Below are 16937 nucleotides of genomic sequence, written 5' to 3'. Positions count from 1 at the left end.
CACCCCCTACGACCCCACCCAACACCAAGCCCTCCAACGCCTCCTCAACCCCAACCAACACCAGGCGGCTTGACACAGGGCTTCTCTTGACGCACCCCATCCCGACCAGCACCATCACGCAGCGGAGACCGCCAACCACCCGCACCCATGCCGCGGGCAACCACCCGCAGTGCAAGCAAAACGACCAATCCGAGCCATATCCGCGAAGACCACCTGCGTCTCGGACTCTGGCGGACTACCTCGGACGACGGCTCGACGAAATCGGTCGGGCTGATGGGATCCGGCCGGGCGACCAGGCGCGTACGGAGGTCATCCCAGGCGGGCAAGTATCCCGGTTTGGGCTAGCAGGGCGAAGCGGTCGGGGTTGCCCCAGTGTTCGACGATCCGGCCGTTGACGACGCGGGCTACCTCGAAGAGGGCGATGTCGACGGGCGCGTTGCTGGGCGGGCCGAAGAACGGGCCGGTCGCAGTACCGCGGGCTCGACCGCGGAGCCAGACGGTGTCTCCGACCGTCACGGAGTCCTCGATCGTGTAGACGATGTCCGGCATCATCGCGTGGACGTCGCGGATCGCCTGCTTGACGTGCTCGCGGGCCTCCGCGCCGCTGCCGGCGAGGCCGAACTGGTGCTCGATCAGGTCCGGCGAGCAGATCTCGTCGACGATGTCGGCGTTCCCGGCCGCGAACCCCTCCCGCAGGATCCGCTCGAGCACGACGAAGGCTTCCGAACGCGTGGTGACTGGCATGGGTTCCCCCTAAAGATCTTGATGCACTGATGGTGCATTCGTTGCAGTAGCACTGCACTGAACACATTGATAGTGTGCCCACATGGCCGAGTCCGTCAAGACCTATCGCCAGGAGCAGGCGGAGGCGACCCGCGTGCGGATCGCCGAGGCGGCGCGGGCGCTGTTCGCGGCCGACGGGTACGGCGCGACGAGCATCGACGCCATCGCCAAGCAGGCGGGGGTCGCGACACGGACGGTCTACTCGGCGTTCGGGACGAAGCGGGAGATCCTGTCGCTGATCTGCGACCTCTGGCTGCAGCGGGCCGGCGCGCGGGAGTTGGCGGGCGAGGTGCTGGCCGAGACCGAGCCTGCCGCCAAACTGCGGAAAGCCTCGCACTGGTTGACGAATTTGTACTCCGCCGGCTTCGACGTCGTCCTCATCTTCGAGGCCGCCACCGACGAGAGCGCCGAGACCCGGGCGTTGCTGCGGTCGAAACTTGCCGGCCGCAACGAGGTGATGGACGCCATCATCGCCTCGATGAAGCAGCACCTCGCGGTCCCGGTGAAGCAGGCCCAGGCGATCTACCGCGCTCTCGCCGCGCCCGGCGTCTACCGCGAACTCGTCACCGAGTCGGGCTGGACCACCGAGGAGTTCGAGGACTGGGTCGCCACCTCCCTCGAACGCCAACTCCTCTGACCACGCCACCCCGCTGCTGCCTGCTGATTCACCGCTTGTGTCCGGGGCTGACCGAGCTAATGTGAACTGTACGTTTAGTTCAGTTAGGAGAAGGACATGAGCGAAGCAGTTGCGGGCGCCGCCGGGGAGTTCACCATCGGAGGCGACCTCACTGTCCGGCGGTTGGGCTACGGGACGATGCAGCTTCCCGGCGAAGGGGTGTGGGGCGAGTCCCGGGATCCGGACGAGGCGGTCCGGGTACTGCGGCGCGCGGTCGAGCTCGGGGTGAACTTCATCGACACGGCCGACGCCTACGGCCCGTTCACCGCGGACCTGCTGCTCAAGAAGGCGCTCCACCCGTACGCCGACGACCTGGTGATCGCCACCAAGGCCGGGTTCGCGCGGACCGGGCCGGGCGGCTGGGTTCCGCTCGGGCGGCCGGAGTACCTCCGCCAGCAGGTCGAGCTGAGTCTGCGGAATCTCGGGCTCGAGCGGATCGATCTGCTCCAGTTGCACCGGATCGACCCGAAGGTCCCCGTGGCGGACCAGATCGGTGAGCTCGCCAAGCTGCAGGTCGAGGGCAAGATCCGCCACATCGGGCTGTCCGAGGTCAGCGTCGAGGAGATCCGGGAGGCGGCCGCGATCGCCCCGATCGTGTCCGTGCAGAACCTCTACAACCTCAGCCAGCGCGACGCCGAGCCCGTCCTCGAGTACGCCGAGCAGAACAACCTCGGCTTCATCCCGTGGTTCCCCCTCGCGACGGGTGGTCTTGCCAAGGCCGGCGGCCCGCTCGACGAGATCGCCCGTGAGCACGACGCCAGCCCCTCGCAGCTAGCGCTCGCGTGGCTCCTCAAGCGCTCCCCCGTGATGCTGCCGATCCCCGGCACCTCCTCGGTCGCACACGTCGAGGACAACATCAACGCCGCCAAGGTCGAGCTCAGTGACGAGGAGTTCAACCGGCTGACCGACGCGGTGAGCCGGTGAGCGTCTGGTTCGTCACCGGCGCCTCGCGCGGGTTCGGCGCCGAGATCGTCAAGGAGGCCCTTGCTCGTGGCAACCAGGTGGTCGCGACCGCGCGGAAGCCCGAGGACATCCCGTTCAGCGGAGACGACGTGCTGGCACTCGCGCTCGACGTCACCGATGAGAATCAGGCGCGCGCGGCGGTCGACTCCGCAGTACAGAGGTTCGGGCGGATCGATGTGCTGGTCAACAATGCGGGGCGCGGGCTGCTCGGCGCGGTCGAGGAGGTGAGCGACTCGGCGGCCCGGGCGGTCTTCGACACCAACGTGTTCGGCACGCTCAACGTCCAGCGCGCGGTGCTGCCGGTACTGCGGAGCCAGCGCTCGGGCCGCGTCATCTCGATCAGCTCCGTCGGCGGCTTCACCGGTACGCCGGGCTGGGGTGTCTACGCCGCCACCAAGTTCGCCGTCGAGGGCTTTTCCGAGGCCCTGTACGCCGAACTGCAGCCGCTGGGGGTGCACGTCACGATCGTCGAGCCGGGGCTCTTCCGCACGGACTTCCTGGACGGGTCCAGCCTGCACACAGCCGACGGGCAGCTCGACGACTACGCCGGCACCGTCGGCAAGGTCCGGGAACTGATGGCCGAGCGCAACCATGCCCAGCCCGGTGATCCGGTCAAGGCCGCGGCCGCAATCGTGGACCTCGCCGATCTGGCCGATCCTCCGCTGCGGATCCAGCTCGGGTCCGACGCGGTCGCCCGGGTCGAAGCCAAGCTCGAGCTGGTCCAGTCGGAGCTCGATCGCTGGCGGAAGATCTCGGTCTCGACTGACCATGAGGATGTCGGACCGTCGTGACGATGTTCGAGCAGTCGTCGCACCCGCGCAGCCTGAAGGCGAAGGACTCGGTGCTCTGTGCGACCCAGGAACTGCTGGCCGACGGCGGGCTGCCGGCGGCAACGGTCGACGCGATCAGCGCGCAATCCGGGGTGAGCAAGGCAACGATCTACAAGCACTGGCCGTCGCGTACGGCGATCGCCGCCGAGGCGTTCGGCAAGCAGATGGCGGCCGCGATCCCGTTGCCGGACACGGGATCCGCGCGCGGCGATCTGACCGAACAGGTGCGCCGGGTGAGCGCCTTCTACGCCGGGTCGAACGGGAGGGTGTTCGCCCAGTTGCTGGCCGCCTCCGTCACCGACCCGGCGGCCGCGCCGTACTTCCGGGAGTACTTCCTGGACGCCAGGCGAGTCGCGATCGCCGAGCTCTGGCAGCGCGCACTCGACCGCGGCGAGGTCGACCCGGGCATCACCGCAGGCACAGCAACCGACATCCTCTTCGGCCCGCTGATCTTCCGCCTGATGACCGGCCACGCCCCGCTCACCGCCGAGGAGGCCGACGCAATCTCGTCGGCCGCCCTCGACGGCTTGCTCCAGGACCAACGCCGCTAGAGCCGCGGGTCGACGGGCTCGGACTCCAGCGCCAGGACGGCGAAGACGCATTCGTGGATGCGCCAGAGTGGCTCTCCGCGCGCGGCTCGCTCCAGGGCTTCCAGGCCGAGGGCGTACTCGCGCAGTGCCATCGAGCGTTTGTGGCCGAGGTTCCGGTCGCGAAGGCGCTCGAAGTTCGCCGGCTCGGTGTAGTCCGGTCCGTAGATGATCCGGAGATACTCCTGCCCGCGGACCTTCAGTCCCGGCTGGGCGAGTCCCTTGGCGGTCCGGACCAGGTTCGCCGCCGGCTTCACGACCATCCCCTCACCGCCGGCGCCCGTGAGCTCCTCCCACCAAGCGACCCCCTCAGCCCACGACTTCGCGTCGACGAAGAGCCGCTGAGTGGCCGTGATCAACGAAGGACCCGCGGCAACCATCCGGTCAGCCAACGCGAGATGCCAAGCGTGCGGCATCTCCTCGAACGTCCGACCTTCCGTCGCCAGCAGTTGGAACGGAGCCAGCCGAACTCCGTCAAGCCCTTCGGTCGGCCAGCAGTATCGCCGGTACGCCTCACTGAAGAGCGAAGCGTTGACCGCCCTCCGCCGCGTCCGCGCGAGCAGCTCACCAACCTCAAGCCCTGCCGCAGCAGCGGATTCCAGCGCAGCAGTTGCGGCAGGCAAAGAAGAACGAGCAGCAGCGCCGACAGCGGCGTACTGGTTGCGCAGGAGGTCGATCGCCTTCGCACTCCACGGCAGCAGCTCCGCATCCAGCAGCAGCCACGCCGTGTCGAGCTCCTCGAACAGCCCGGCCTCCACAGCCACCTCGCGCAGCCGAAGCAGCAGTTCGTCCGTCAATGAGGCGTCGAAGAACGACCGCCCGGTCCGCGTGTGCACGGCACCCCGGCCGGCCAGGCCGAACCGCTTCTCGGCGACGTCATCATCCCGGGTCAGCAGAACCACCGCCCGCGAGCCCATGTGCTTCTCCTCGCACACCAGCTCCGTGACGCCCTGACCCTTGAACGCCTCGAAGGCCTGCTCCGGGTGTTCGAGCAGCCCAGGCACTGACGAGGTCGCCACCGGGCTCATCGTCGGCGGCAGATAGAGCAGGAAGCGAGGATCGATCGCGAACCGGCTCATCACCTCGAGCGCCGCCCCCGCCTGCTCCGCGCGCACGCTCAACCGGCCGTGGTGGGCGGTCTCGACCACCCGTCGCCCGGTCACATCGGCGATGTCCAGGACGTCGGGCTCGCGCGCCGGAGCACTTGCCACGTGCAACGGCTTCGCCGGCGCGTAGTACTCCTGCGCGGCCTGTACTGCGACCAGCTCCCGCTCGGGATATCGCAGAGCCGTGAGGGAGCCGCCGAACACGCAGCCGGTGTCCAGGCAGATCGTGTTGTTGATCCACTCGGGGTCGGGCGTCGGGGTGTGGCCGTAGACGACCATCGCGCGGCCGCGGTAGTCCTGAGCCCAGGGATACCGGACCGGCAGGCCGAACTCGTCCGTCTCCCCCGTCGTCTCGCCGTACAGGCAGAACGAGCGGACCCGGCCCGAGGCGCGTCCGTGCATCCGCTCGACCAGGCCCGCGTGCGAGACGACGAGCTTGCCCTCGTCGAAGACGTAGTGCGAGATCAGGCCGTCGATGAAGGTCATCACCTCGGCGCGGAACTCCTCCGGCTCGGCGGCCAGTTGGGCGAGCGATTCCTCCAGGCCGTGGCTCACCTTCACGTTCTTGCCGCGCAGTGTCTTGAGCAACTTGTCCTCGTGGTTGCCGGGTACGCAGTAGGCGTGGCCGGCGGCAACCATTCCCATCACCAGCCGCAGTACACCGGGCGTGTCCGGACCGCGGTCGACCAGGTCGCCGACAAAGACGGCTCGCCGCGACGGGTGCGTGGCATCCACCGCACGGCCATCGGCGTCGCGGCTGATCTCGTAGCCCAGTGTCGTCAGCAGTTGCTCGAGCTCGGCCCGGCAGCCGTGGATGTCGCCGACGATGTCGAACGGCCCGGTCTGGTCCGTCAGATCGTTGAACAGCCGGGTCCGCTCGATGCTCGCGGCATCGATCTCGTCCACGCCTGTGAGCACGTGGACACCGCGGAATCCCTCCCGCTTCAGGCTTTTCAGCCCCCGCCGCAGTTGCGACTTCTGCCGGGCGATCACCTTGGCACCGAAGTTCCGGTCCGGCCGCTGCTCGTTCCGCTCCAGGCAGACCCGCTCTGGCGGATCCAGGACGATTGCCACCGGCAACACGTCGTGCTCGCGGGCCAGCGCAACCAGTTCCTTGCGTGCCTCCGGCTGCACGTTGGTCGCGTCGATCACCGTCAGCCGGCCGGCCGCGAGCCGTTTGCCCGCGATGAAGTTCAGTACCTCGAACGCGTCCTTCGTGGCCGCCTGGTCGTTCTCGTCGTCGGAGACCAGCCCGCGGCAGAAGTCACTGGAGATCACCTCGGTGCCGAGGAAGTGCTTCCGCGCGAAGGTCGACTTCCCCGACCCGCTCACCCCGACCAGCACCACCAGGCTCAGCGCCGGCACCTCGATCCGCGCCATCACCCGACCTCCTTCAGCCGAGCGGCCTGGCGGAACAGCGCGAGCTGGGTCGGCGGACCGACCTCCGGGTCATCCGGGCCGACCGCCCGGAACTCCACCTCATACCCGTACGTGCGACACACCGTCGCCGCCCACTCCCGAAACTCCGCCCGGGTCCACTCGAACCGGTGATCCGGGTGCCGGAAAGCCCTGGCTGCCAGCTTCTCGAACCGCACGTTGTACTCCGAGTTGGGCGTCGTGACCACCACAGCACCAGGCCGAGCCGCGCCGAAGACCGCCCGCGCGAGAGCCGGCAGCCGAGGCGGATCGACATGCTCGACCACCTCCATCAGCACTGCGGCATCGAGCCCGGCCAGCCGAGCATCGGAGTACGTCACGGACGACTGGAAGAGCCGCAGCCGCTCCCGCTGGCGATCGGACATGTCCGCCACGTGCAGCCGCCGCTCGGCGAACGTGAGCGCCCGAGCCGAGACGTCAGTGGCGACCACCTCGTCATACCGCCCGTCCTTCAGCAGTTCGGCGACCAGGAGCCCCTCGCCGCAGCCCAGATCGGCGACCCGGCGCGCGCCCACGTCCCGCAGTACGTCCAGCACAGCAGTACGCCGCTGGACGGCCAGCGAGACCACGCCCGAGTCATCCCCGACCTCAGCGCTGACCTCATCGGCCAGAACGTTGCCGTCAGCCTCGGCCAGCCTCTCGAGTGCAGAGTCGGTCAGGCTGCGGCGGTGCGCGAGGTAGCGCCGGGAGATCAGCTCCTTCTCCGGGTGCGCGCCGAGCCAGCCCTCACCGGCGCGGACCAGCTTCTCCACCTCGTCGGCTCCGACCCAGTAGTGCTTGGCGTCGTCGAGCACCGGCAGCAGGACGTAGAGGTGGTTGAGCGCGTCAGCGAGCCGGACGACCCCTTCCAGCCGCAGATCGACGTACCGCGAGTCGCCCCAGGCGGGGATCTCCGGGTCGAGCGGGACCCGGCGCGCATCGACCGTCCAGCCGAGGGGCCCGAACAGCCTCTCGGCGAGCGCCGAACCACCGCTGCACGGCAGAGCCGGGACGCGGATCTCCAGCGGGATCGCCCGGGCCGCCAGTTCGGGACGCGCGTCGCAGCGGCCGTTCATCGCAGTACGGAACAACTTGCCCAGGGCTACAGCGAGCAGGCTGGAAGCGGCGTACGGGCGGTCGTTGACGTACTGGCCGAGCGTGAACCCCTCGGCGGCCTTGCCCTTGCGGGACCGGACCAGCGCGATCGGGTCGATCTCGAGCAGCACGGCCGCTGTGCACCGCTCAGCCGTCGCCTCCGGGTAGATCACGTGCGCTGTGCCGCCGGTGACCTCCACCGACTGCGGGCGCGCGGGGTTCTTGTGCAACAGGAACCCCAGATCCGTCGCGGGAACATCAAGGCCGGCCGAGCTGGTACCGAGCGTCAGGAACACCTGTGTATTCGACCATGCGAGCCGCTCATCCGGCCTCCGATTTGTCAGGACCAGACCCACCTTGCCGCCCCCGGCACGGAGAAACGCGTGTCGCGGAGTTTTCCGGGTACCGGGCGGGGCAAGATCGAAGACTGAGACACGCTGAACTATCCCTGGCGTGTCAGGCCTCTTTGGTTCTAGCTTGTTTTGCAGTGAATGAGTCGCTACAGACCGTCCTTCCCCGCTGACAGTCGGTACCGGTCCCCGGTTTGTGGCGAGATGCCCAACCACGCCGACACGGGGAAAGGACCATGGCAACTCCCTCACTCCACCCCACCAGAATCAGACCGTCCGCACGCCGTTCCGCGGGGACCGAAGGGGTCCGCCGGTGAAACCCCAGACCTTCGAACTCGTGCGTTACGCGGACATCAGCGGAGTCTCCGGCACCGGCACGGTCGCCGAAGGATGCGTCTTCACCGACGGGTCGGTGGCGCTGCGCTGGCACGGTGACAACCCCTCCACCGCCGTCTGGCCGGATCTCGACTCCATCCTCGCCGTCCACGGCCACTGCGGCGCCACCGTCGTCCGCTGGCTCGACGTCTCCGAGATGGACCCGGTCCCCGGCACGGACCTACTGCCCGGCGAGGTCGCGCACATCCTCGCCACCCGCCGCCACAGCCACCACCCCCCACCAGTCGTAGCCACCGCCTGATTCACCCGGTACTGCGGGGCGCCCGGCGCGGGTGCTGCCGGAGGCGGCGGATCAGGCGTTGACGCCGGTCAGGGCGAAGAACTCCTGGCGCGAGGCGGCGCTGTCGCGCAGCATGCCGTGCAGGGCCGAGGTGACCGTGGTGGAGCCCGCCGCGCGGACACCCCGCAGCGACATGCACTGGTGCTCGGCCTCGATCACGACGCCCACGCCCTTGGGCTCGAGGTGGTCCTGCAGCCAATCGGCGACCTGCTTGGTCAGCCGCTCCTGGACCTGGAAGTCGCGGGCGAACAACTCCACCACACGGGCCAATTTCGATAGGCCGAGGATGCGCTCGCCCGGCAGGTAGGCGACGTGCGCGACACCCTGGAACGGCAGCAGGTGGTGCTCGCAGAGGGACTGGACCGGAATGTTCCGCGCCAGCACCAGTTCGTCGTACCCCTCGTCGTTCGGGAACGTGGTGAGGTCGAACTCGCGCGGCGTCAGCATCTCGGCGTACGCGTTCGCGACCCGGCGGGGCGTGTCGGCAAGGTGGGCGCTGTGCGGGTCCCGGCCCAGCGCGGTGAGCAGGTCCACCACCGCCCGCTGCGCCGCGGGCAGGTCGATCTCCGGCCGGCCACCCACGATATGCAGCGGCACGCTCGCCTCCGCGAGGCCGGGGGCGCCGGTCAGGTCGCGGTCGTCGGCGAGCTCGCGGAAGTCTGCGGAATCCAGCTCTGAACGGACGGTCGTCATCTGGGCGCCTCCAGCGTCGGGAACCTTGAACAGTCAGCTTACTGTTAGACCAACCGAAGTTGTCGATAGAATCATCCCATGGACAGGTCGCGGGACACCGGGGTACAGGCGCTCGCCGCGCTCGACGAGCCGACTCGCCGGCGCCTCTACGACCACGTCGTGGCCCAACCCGGGCCGGTCAGCCGCGATGAGGCCGCCGCCGCGATCGATCTCCCCCGCACCACCGCCGCGTTCCACCTCGACAAACTGGCCGAGGAAGGCCTGCTCGAGGTCGTCTTCGAACGCCGTACCGGCCGGACCGGTCCCGGCGCGGGCCGCCCCGCCAAGCTCTACCGCCGGTCCGGCCGCGAGATCGAGGTCTCCCTCCCCGAGCGCCACTACGACGTCGCCGGCCACCTCCTCGCCGGCGCCCTGGAGGATGCCGAGGCCTCGGGCGGCTCACCGCGCGGCGCCCTGGAGCACCGAGCCCACCAGTACGGCGAGTCGGTCGGCCGGGCGGCTCACAACCACCCCGGTACGCCACTCGCCCAGGTGCTCGAGGCGCACGGGTTCGAGCCACGCCGCAACGGTGACAGCATCGATCTCGTCAACTGCCCGTTCCGCGCGCTCGCCAGGGAGCACCCCGGCCTCGTCTGCAGCATGACGCTCCGGCTGGTCGGCGGTGTGCTCGACGGCCTCGGCGACACCGGTCTACGGGCCGAGCTCCATCCCCGACCCGCCCACTGCTGTGTCCGCCTGGAGCCCGCCGAGCCGACGTAGGGTTTGTCGGGTGGCGAAGAGCAAGCAGACCGGGCAGGGCACTCCCGCGACGGTCGCACTGACGAAGGCTGGACTCACCTTCAGCACCCATGCGTACGAGCACGACCCGGCCGCCAAGTCGTACGGCCTCGAAGCCGCGGAGGCGCTCGGACTGGCGCCCGCGCAGGTGTTCAAGACCCTCCTGGTGGAGGTCGACGGCAAACTCGCGGTCGGCGTAGTCCCGGTCGACCGGCAACTCGACCTGAAGGCTGTAGCCGCCGCGCTCAAAGGCAAGAAGGCAACCATGGCCGACCCGGCGGCAGCCGAACGAACCACCGGCTACGTAGTCGGCGGCATCAGCCCGATCGGCCAGAAGCGCCCGCTCCCGACGGTCATCGACAGCACCGCCACCGACCACGAAACCGTCTACGTCTCCGCCGGCCGCCGGGGGCTGGACCTCGGCCTAGCCCCCGCCGACCTCATCACCATCACCTCAGCCACCACCGCCCCCATCGCCCGCTGACAGCCAGCCCAGGCTCACCCGCCGAGAGCTGCACAGGCCGGCTCTTCAGCCGGTGACGCTCGCGTGGCCGGTTTCTACGTGGCCGGTCAGGCGGCGGCGGTAGGTCGGGTCTTCGGCGACGGTGATTTCGACGTCGTACCAGCCCTCGTCGGTCGGCCAGGTCACCTTGCGGGTCTGGCGTCCGCGCAGCGCCTGGTGGATCGTCTTGCCGTGGTAGCCGCGGGCCTTCAGCTTCACGCTTAGCGGCTTGCGGCTGGTGTTCTCCAGCTCGAGCTCGACCGAACCGTGCACCACCCGAGCCTGTACGTCGAACCCGGCCGCGAGTCCGTCGACCGAGCCGGCCAGTTCCACCCAGAAGCGGTTCGGCCCCTGCACCGCGAGCTCGTAAGGGCCACTGACCGGGAGGGATTCCACCCGCTCGCCCTTGACGTCGAGATGCGTCGGGGCGGGCAGCTCACCGCCGTACGGGTAGATCGCGAAGTGGGCGGCCTCGTCGGCTTTGTTGCTCAGTCGCAGCTTCAGCTTGCCATCGGCAACAAGGCCCGAAACCGACGGCTGGTAAGGCAATGCGCGAGCCGGACGGCGACCCGGCTCCTGCAGCGGGACAGCCTGAGTGGCCGGTGGGTTCGGCTTCCACCGGGTGATCGGCGCGGGCACCGGACCGGGTGCGTCGACCGACGGCTGACGGTGCGAGCGGGTGAAGTCGAACGCCGAGGTCAGGTCACCGCAGGCCGTCCGGCGCCAGCTGCTGATGTTCGGTTCGCGGATGCCGGTGACGCGTTCGAGGAACTGGATCACCGAGGTGTGGTCGGCGACCTGGGAGTTCACGTGACCGCCGACCGACCAGGGCGACACGACCGTCATCGGGACCCGCGGGCCGAGGCCGATCGGGCGGCCGGCGTACCAGTCGTCGCTCTCGCCGGAGTCGGGCCGCGGCGCGACCGGCGGCGGCACGTGGTCGAAGTACCCGTCGTTCTCGTCGAAGTTGATCAGCAGCACGGTCCTCGACCAGGTGTCCGGGTCGGAGGCGATCGCGTCCAGCACGTCGTAGACGAGGTTCGCGCTGCCGACCGGGGTCGAGGATCCCGGGTGCTCGGAGTCGACCGCGGACGGGACGAGCCAGCTCACCCGCGGCAGCTTGCCGGCCTCGATGTCGGCCCGCAGCCGCGGCACGAGCGACTCCGGCTCACTGCGGAACATCGCCTTGTAGAAGAGCTTCTGGTCCTTCTTCGGCTGCTTGGCGACGGCCGCCTCGAGCTGCTTCAGCGCCTCGGTCCGCTCGGCCGGCGTCTTCGCGAACAGCTTGTCGTAGAACTCCTCGGTCGTCCGGTAACCACCCGGCACCGAGGCGAGGATGCGACGGCCGAGCTCCTTGAAGGTCTTGAAGTACTCGACCGCGTTGTCGGTGAAGTTGTCCCACTCCTGGTAGATCTGCCACGACACCCCGGCCTGCTCCAGCCGCTCGGGGTACGCCGTCCAGTCGTAGCCGGCGTGGTTGTAGTCGTACGCCGCGTTCGTCACCGCGCGTTGCGTCGTACCGGGCTCGTACCCCGTCGTACCGGACCACAGGTAGTTCCGGTTCGGGTTGGTCGAGCCGTTGACCGAGCAGTGGTAGGCGTCGCAGATCGTGAAGGTCTCGGCGAGCTCGTACTGCAAGGGGATGTCGCGGCGCTCGTAGTGCGTCATGGTGGCGGCGGTCTTGGCCTGCACCCAGTCGTCGTTCCAGCCGTTGCCCCAGGCCTGGGTCGCGTCGGTGAACCCGTGCGCGAGCGCGCCGAGGTACTGGATGTCGTCCGTACTGCGCCCCGCGGCGACCGCGGCCTTGCGGACCGAGAACGGCAGCACCTCGCCGCCGCCGGTCACCGGCTGGTGGAACACGGACTTGCCGTTGCGCAGCCGCAGCGGGAGGCGGTCGCCGTACCCGCGGACGCCGCGCAGCGCGCCGAAGTAGTGGTCGAAGGAACGGTTCTCCTGCATCAGCACGATGACGTGCTCGACGGCCTTCAGGCCACCGGGTCGGATCGGCTGCGCCATCGCCGCGTGCAGCGACGGTGGGAGCAGCGAGACCGCTGCCCCACCGGCTGCGGAACCAAGGACCAGGCGGCGGGAAATCTCAGTCATGCCCCGGACAGTAGGTCAGCACCTGCCTGTCGCGGGATGCCTTCAGGCGTTCATTCGTCTGAAGTTCACGCGCCCGTACGACGCTGCACGACAGCGTCGCGGAGCTGCTCCAGAACGGCCTCGGTGGTGTCCCAGCCCAGGCACGCGTCGGTGATCGACTGTCCGTGGGTGAGGGGCTTCGTCGGGTCGAGATCCTGCCGGCCCTCGACCAGGAACGACTCCAGCATCACGCCGACGATCGCCCCGTTTCCGGCCGCCACCTGCGCACCGATCTCGGCCGCCACCTGCGGCTGCCGGCGGTGGTCCTTGCGGCTGTTCCCGTGGCTCGCGTCGATGACGACCCGCTCGGCGAGACCGGCTTTGCTCAGCAGTGCCTGGGCTCCAGCGACGGACTCGGCGTCGTAGTTCGGCCCGGCGTCCGAGCCGCGCAGTACCAGGTGGCAGTCGGGGTTGCCGCGGGTGTGCAGGATCGCTGGCGCGCCGTCGTGGTCGATACCGGTGAACACGTGCGGCACGGCGGCCGCCTTGATCGCGTCGACCGCGGTCGAGATGCTGCCGTCGGGGCGGTTCTTCATCCCGATCGGCATCGACAGCCCGGACGACAACTGCCGGTGCACCTGGCTCTCGACGGTCCGCGCCCCGATCGCGCCCCACCCGACAGTGTCCGCGATGTACTGCGGCGTAATGGGGTCGAGGAACTCGCACCCGACCGGCAGACCCTTGGCCAGTACTTCGAGCAGCAGCGCGCGGGCGGTCCGCAGACCTGTGTTGACGTCACCCGAACCGTCGAGGCCCGGGTCGTTGATCAGACCCTTCCAGCCGAGGGTGGACCGCGGCTTCTCGAAGTACACCCGCATCACCACGAGCAGACCGTCGGAGAGGCGCTCGGCCACCGGGCGCAGGCGTTCGGCGTACTCCAGGGCGGCCTGCGCGTCGTGCACCGAGCACGGGCCGACTACTACCAGCAGGCGGTCGTCGACGCCGTTCAGGACATCCGTGACGGCCTGACGTCCGGCGACGACGGTCTCGGCCAGCTGATCACTGAGCGGCAACTCGTCATGGAGCGCCTGGGGGGTGATCAGCGGGACGGTCTTCTCGATCCGTCGGTCGACCACAGCCGCTGGGCTGGTCTGCTGGGGAAGGGTGTTCATCACTGGGACCTTTCCGCCGGAACTCCGCGGTGGACCCGAGGACAGCGCCGGCTGGGAATGAGAAAAGGCAAGGACGAATGTCCTTGCCTCGGGCCGGCTCTGGTTGGTTCAGGCGTCAGCAGCAGCTGAGTCGCCCGGCACCACAGCCGGCCACTCAAAAAACTGCCAATACCAACGCTTCACGTCGCCGACGATATCACCCACCGCAACGACCCCTCCAGCCGACCGTGAACGTGGACGCCGGCCGCGAGCGCGGCCGGCGAAACTCGGTGGTCGGGCACTGCGCGGCATGGTTGCATCGGGCCATGACCGATGGTGTCTCCGTCCGGCCCGCACGGCCCGGCGAATTGAGTGAACTGCGGGCGATCGAACTGGCCGCGGGTGAGTTGTTCCGCGAGATCGGCATGGTCGCGGTCGCCGACCACGCCCCACCGCCGCTGTCTGTGATGGCCGAGTACCAGCGGGACGGGCGGGCCTGGGTCGCGGCGGACCAGGACGACAGGCCGGTCGGGTACATCCTGGTCCTGCTGGTGGACGGCTGCGCCCACATCGAGCAGGTGAGCATCCACCCGGCTCAGTCGCGCCGTGGGATCGGGCGGCTGCTGATCGACGAGGTCGACCGCTGGGCCGCCGTGCAGGGCCTGCCGGCGCTCACCCTGACCACCTTCCGCAGCGTCGCCTGGAACGGCCCGTACTACGCCCGCCTGGGCTTCCGTGAACTGTCTCCCGCGGAGTTCACCCCAAGGCTCGAGGAGATCCGCGCCGCCGAGACCGCGATGGGTCTCGACCCGGCCGACCGGATCTGCATGCGGCGCGACCTCACGGGCTGAGCGGCGACAGGGCGCCGAGACGGTCGATGTCACTGGCTGGGATCGGGAATTGCCTGCGTGTAACCGGCGTGGTGCGTGCGTCGTTGAGGTCGCAACAGGTCGAGGTCTCTCAAAGGGGTGCAGCACGGTGGCAGGTCCGCTCGGGGGTCAGGGTTCGCTCGGCAACCACCCGGCCGGGGCCGGACGGTGAGGCCGCAGACCTTCGAACTGGTCCGCTATCGCGATCTGAGCACAACGTCCGGCCGCCGACTTCCATCGCGGACCCCGCCGCGCTGCCCGGCAACCGGAGCGCCAGAGGCTGGGCGGGCGCCCGCCACCTCAGGTAGAACTTCACCGTGACCCAGATCTACCTGGTCCGGCACGGCGAGCCGGACTACGAGGCAGTCGACAGCCGCGGCCTGCCCGGGCTGGCTGCCGACACGGCTCCCCTGACTCCGGAAGGCGCCAAGCAGGCGCAGGTTGTCGCGGACCTGCTCAGCGGCATCGGGGCCACCTACCTGGTCAGCTCGCCGTTCACCCGCGCTCTGCACAGCGCCGCGATCATCGGCCACCGCCTGGCCCTCGGCGTACGGGTCGACTACGACCTGCGCGACTGGTTGCCCGAGAGTTCGGGCTTCTGGCGCGGGCAGGCCGACGTACGGGCCGCACAGGCCGAGCTGGACGAGTACGACGGGGAATGGCCCGAGGGGATCCGCCGGCCCTGGGAGCCCCTCTCACAGGTCCGTGAGAGGGCCCTGGCGGCTCTGGCACGACATACGGCGAGCACGGACGGCCCGGTGCTGGCGATCACCCACTCGATGGTGATCCGTGCCCTCACGGGCGAGCGGGACACCCCGCACGGCGCCCACCAGTACTACCGCTACGAGTCGAACGCCTGAACCAGAGCCGCAGAGCTAGGCGCGTACCGCGGTCTCGGGCCGCACTGCGGTGACCAGGCTGGTGACGGCGTCCGCCAGCGAGTTCACCCAGCCGTCGGGGGTGCCGGGCACCTGCCAGCCAGGTCCGCCGACCACGAGCGAGTACGACGGCCGGGTGCGAGCCAGCGTGCGCAGTGCATCCGTGTCCGCGGTCTCCGGTGCACTCGACCAGATGAACACCGCGGCCGGGCGGATCCGGCGTACGGCCGTCGACAGGGAGCTCACCGGCGTCGCGGCGCCGAGGGTGCGGACCCGGATCGAGCGCTCGGCCAGGGCAGCCGCCACCGCGAGCAACGGCAGCGCGTGATCCTCCTTCTCGAGACAAGCCAGTACCACGGGCCGCTCCGTCTCGTCCGGCTTGTACCGCTCGACCGCGCGGCGGGTGTGGTAGCGCAGACCACCGGCGACCGCGTCCGACGCGAGGTGCTCGATCTCCACGCAGGCGCCGGTGCGCTCCCACTGGTCACCGACCTCGACCAGCAGCGGCGCCAGCCGGCTCGTCCACGCCTCGACCGCGCCGGACCGGTCCAGGCTCCGGGCGACCTCGTGGGTGAGCCGCTCGCCGTCCATCGCGTTGGCGAGCTCGAAGAGATCCGCGAGTTTGCCCGGCCCGGCCGACTTCGCCCGCCCGGACGAGCGGACGGCGAAGCCGCGCTTCTGGACGGAGTGCCTCCGAGTGCCTTCGGCAACGGACGTGGCCGATGTCACAGTAGGTGATTGAGCAAGGTAGATCCGGTCACGAACGGCGGACGCGGCCTCGGCCGTCGGAACCCCTTGGTTGACCATCCCGAGCATCGCCCGCAGCCGGGCCAGATCCTCGGGGCTGTAGCGCCGGTGACCGCCCGCTGAGCGCGCGCTCGGGCTCAATCCGTACCTGCGCTCCCAACTGCGCAGCGTAGGCGCGGCGATGCCGAGACGTCGTGCCGCGGCACCCACCGTGAGGGTGTCTGCGGTCGTATCTGACTTCGGCGGCACGGCGTTCATGATGCCCGTTCGCCGCCTCTGAACGGCAGGAATCGCCACGGGCCGATAACAAGTCGACCGAAGTTCGAGACAACAAGGGTTGAACTACGCATGAGTTGAGCATAGTTTTCACCGAGCGCCCGTCCGCGCTCACGGTGAGTCAAGGAGGTTGCCATGTCGAGAGGGATGCCTCGCCTACCCCGCCCGCTCATGGATCTGTGGGACTGGCAGTCGCAAGCCGCTTGCCGCGACGTCAACCCGGAGTTGTTCTTCTCCCCCGAGTCGGAGCGTGGCGTTCGCAAACGCGCTCGCGAGATGGTGGCGAAGTCACTTTGCGGGACCTGCCCGGTCCAGCCCGAATGCCGGCAGCACGCGCTCTCCGTCGGGGAGCCGTACGGCGTCTGGGGTGGCACCACGGAATCCGAACGGGACAACGTCGTACTCGCCGAACACAGGAAGTCCGCCTGACGGCCGCCGGGAGCTGAACCACCCCGACCCATCCGGGTCCGGCCGCGCACC

Annotated in this window: 17 protein-coding genes; 10 read left to right on the top strand and 7 right to left on the bottom strand. The window is 69.3% G+C overall.

What is annotated here, in order from left to right; translation table 11 throughout:
* Nucleotides 1-309: 309 nt before the first annotated feature.
* Nucleotides 310-744, bottom strand: coding sequence for an ester cyclase (locus EV648_RS35710; protein WP_132299718.1), 435 nt, complete (start codon nt 742-744; stop codon nt 310-312).
* A gap of 82 nt (nt 745-826) precedes the next feature.
* Here EV648_RS35710 and EV648_RS35705 point away from each other — a divergent pair, with 82 nt between their 5' ends.
* The 4 genes from EV648_RS35705 (at nt 827) to EV648_RS35690 (ending at nt 3803) form a co-directional block, all read left to right on the top strand.
* Nucleotides 827-1420, top strand: coding sequence for a TetR/AcrR family transcriptional regulator (locus EV648_RS35705; protein ID WP_132299716.1), 594 nt, complete (start codon nt 827-829; stop codon nt 1418-1420).
* Between the two features lie 96 nt (nt 1421-1516).
* Nucleotides 1517-2383 (top strand): aldo/keto reductase, encoded by an 867-nt coding sequence (locus tag EV648_RS35700; RefSeq protein WP_132299714.1) that lies wholly within the window; start codon nt 1517-1519, stop codon nt 2381-2383.
* Nucleotides 2380-3213 carry an oxidoreductase gene (locus EV648_RS35695; RefSeq protein WP_132299712.1) on the top strand — a complete coding sequence of 278 codons (834 nt, stop codon included), beginning with the start codon at nt 2380-2382 and terminating at the stop codon, nt 3211-3213. Before EV648_RS35700 ends, EV648_RS35695 begins: the two co-directional genes overlap by 4 nt.
* A gap of 2 nt (nt 3214-3215) precedes the next feature.
* Entirely contained in the window at nt 3216-3803 is a 588-nt protein-coding gene (locus EV648_RS35690; protein ID WP_132299766.1) for a TetR/AcrR family transcriptional regulator, read from the top strand.
* Here the strand turns inward: EV648_RS35690 and EV648_RS35685 are convergent.
* Complete coding sequence (locus EV648_RS35685) at nt 3800-6325, bottom strand: polynucleotide kinase-phosphatase (protein WP_132299710.1); 2526 nt, start codon at nt 6323-6325, stop codon at nt 3800-3802. The genes EV648_RS35690 and EV648_RS35685 overlap by 4 nt on opposite strands.
* Nucleotides 6325-7752 (bottom strand): 3' terminal RNA ribose 2'-O-methyltransferase Hen1, encoded by a 1428-nt coding sequence (locus EV648_RS35680; protein WP_132299708.1) that lies wholly within the window; start codon nt 7750-7752, stop codon nt 6325-6327. Before EV648_RS35680 ends, EV648_RS35685 begins: the two co-directional genes overlap by 1 nt.
* 367 nt (nt 7753-8119) lie before the next feature.
* Here EV648_RS35680 and EV648_RS35675 point away from each other — a divergent pair, with 367 nt between their 5' ends.
* Entirely contained in the window at nt 8120-8443 is a 324-nt protein-coding gene (locus EV648_RS35675) for a hypothetical protein (protein WP_132299706.1), read from the top strand.
* A gap of 51 nt (nt 8444-8494) precedes the next feature.
* Here the strand turns inward: EV648_RS35675 and folE are convergent, their stop codons facing one another.
* Nucleotides 8495-9175, bottom strand: a complete 681-nt coding sequence (folE, locus tag EV648_RS35670) for a GTP cyclohydrolase I FolE (protein ID WP_132299704.1) — start codon at nt 9173-9175, stop codon at nt 8495-8497.
* Nucleotides 9176-9253: 78 nt separating this feature from the next.
* Between folE and EV648_RS35665 the strand changes: the two genes are divergently transcribed.
* Together EV648_RS35665 and ybaK are read left to right on the top strand one after the other, a co-directional pair.
* Entirely contained in the window at nt 9254-9934 is a 681-nt protein-coding gene (locus EV648_RS35665; RefSeq protein WP_132299702.1) for a metalloregulator ArsR/SmtB family transcription factor, read from the top strand.
* Between the two features lie 10 nt (nt 9935-9944).
* Nucleotides 9945-10436: a Cys-tRNA(Pro) deacylase gene (gene ybaK / locus EV648_RS35660; protein ID WP_132299700.1), complete on the top strand. Its 492-nt coding sequence runs from the start codon at nt 9945-9947 to the stop codon at nt 10434-10436.
* Nucleotides 10437-10481: 45 nt separating this feature from the next.
* Here ybaK and EV648_RS35655 read toward each other — a convergent pair whose 3' ends face one another.
* Nucleotides 10482-12557 carry a phosphocholine-specific phospholipase C gene (locus EV648_RS35655; RefSeq protein ID WP_132299698.1) on the bottom strand — a complete coding sequence of 692 codons (2076 nt, stop codon included), beginning with the start codon at nt 12555-12557 and terminating at the stop codon, nt 10482-10484.
* A gap of 65 nt (nt 12558-12622) precedes the next feature.
* Nucleotides 12623-13708 (bottom strand): 3-deoxy-7-phosphoheptulonate synthase, encoded by a 1086-nt coding sequence (locus EV648_RS35650; protein WP_132299696.1) that lies wholly within the window; start codon nt 13706-13708, stop codon nt 12623-12625.
* Nucleotides 13709-14013: 305 nt separating this feature from the next.
* Between EV648_RS35650 and EV648_RS35645 the strand changes: the two genes are divergently transcribed.
* On the top strand, nt 14014-14538 hold the full coding sequence (locus EV648_RS35645) for a GNAT family N-acetyltransferase (protein WP_132299694.1): 525 nt from the start codon (nt 14014-14016) through the stop codon (nt 14536-14538).
* Between the two features lie 335 nt (nt 14539-14873).
* On the top strand, nt 14874-15416 hold the full coding sequence (locus EV648_RS35635; protein WP_132299690.1) for a histidine phosphatase family protein: 543 nt from the start codon (nt 14874-14876) through the stop codon (nt 15414-15416).
* 15 nt (nt 15417-15431) lie between these two features.
* Here EV648_RS35635 and EV648_RS35630 read toward each other — a convergent pair whose 3' ends face one another.
* Nucleotides 15432-16430, bottom strand: coding sequence for a MerR family transcriptional regulator (locus tag EV648_RS35630; RefSeq protein ID WP_158294158.1), 999 nt, complete (start codon nt 16428-16430; stop codon nt 15432-15434).
* Nucleotides 16431-16592: 162 nt separating this feature from the next.
* Here EV648_RS35630 and EV648_RS35625 point away from each other — a divergent pair, with 162 nt between their 5' ends.
* Nucleotides 16593-16886 (top strand): WhiB family transcriptional regulator, encoded by a 294-nt coding sequence (locus EV648_RS35625; RefSeq protein ID WP_012920258.1) that lies wholly within the window; start codon nt 16593-16595, stop codon nt 16884-16886.
* Nucleotides 16887-16937 lie beyond the last annotated feature (51 nt).

It is taken from the genome of Kribbella sp. VKM Ac-2568 (assembly GCF_004345365.1).
Taxonomy (GTDB): domain Bacteria; phylum Actinomycetota; class Actinomycetes; order Propionibacteriales; family Kribbellaceae; genus Kribbella; species Kribbella orskensis.
Note: the sequence above shows the minus strand (reverse complement) of the source record. Positions and strands in the feature narration are given on the sequence as shown.

Coding starts and splice junctions, on each gene's coding strand:
- EV648_RS35710 (WP_132299718.1), bottom strand. CDS start 744: ATGCCAGTCACCACGCGTTCGGAAGCCTTCGTCGTGCTCGAGCGGATC.
- EV648_RS35705 (WP_132299716.1), top strand. CDS start 827: ATGGCCGAGTCCGTCAAGACCTATCGCCAGGAGCAGGCGGAGGCGACC.
- EV648_RS35700 (WP_132299714.1), top strand. CDS start 1,517: ATGAGCGAAGCAGTTGCGGGCGCCGCCGGGGAGTTCACCATCGGAGGC.
- EV648_RS35690 (WP_132299766.1), top strand. CDS start 3,216: ATGTTCGAGCAGTCGTCGCACCCGCGCAGCCTGAAGGCGAAGGACTCG.
- EV648_RS35685 (WP_132299710.1), bottom strand. CDS start 6,325: ATGGCGCGGATCGAGGTGCCGGCGCTGAGCCTGGTGGTGCTGGTCGGG.
- folE (WP_132299704.1), bottom strand. CDS start 9,175: ATGACGACCGTCCGTTCAGAGCTGGATTCCGCAGACTTCCGCGAGCTC.
- EV648_RS35665 (WP_132299702.1), top strand. CDS start 9,254: ATGGACAGGTCGCGGGACACCGGGGTACAGGCGCTCGCCGCGCTCGAC.
- EV648_RS35655 (WP_132299698.1), bottom strand. CDS start 12,557: ATGACTGAGATTTCCCGCCGCCTGGTCCTTGGTTCCGCAGCCGGTGGG.
- EV648_RS35650 (WP_132299696.1), bottom strand. CDS start 13,708: ATGAACACCCTTCCCCAGCAGACCAGCCCAGCGGCTGTGGTCGACCGA.
- EV648_RS35645 (WP_132299694.1), top strand. CDS start 14,014: ATGACCGATGGTGTCTCCGTCCGGCCCGCACGGCCCGGCGAATTGAGT.
- EV648_RS35625 (WP_012920258.1), top strand. CDS start 16,593: ATGTCGAGAGGGATGCCTCGCCTACCCCGCCCGCTCATGGATCTGTGG.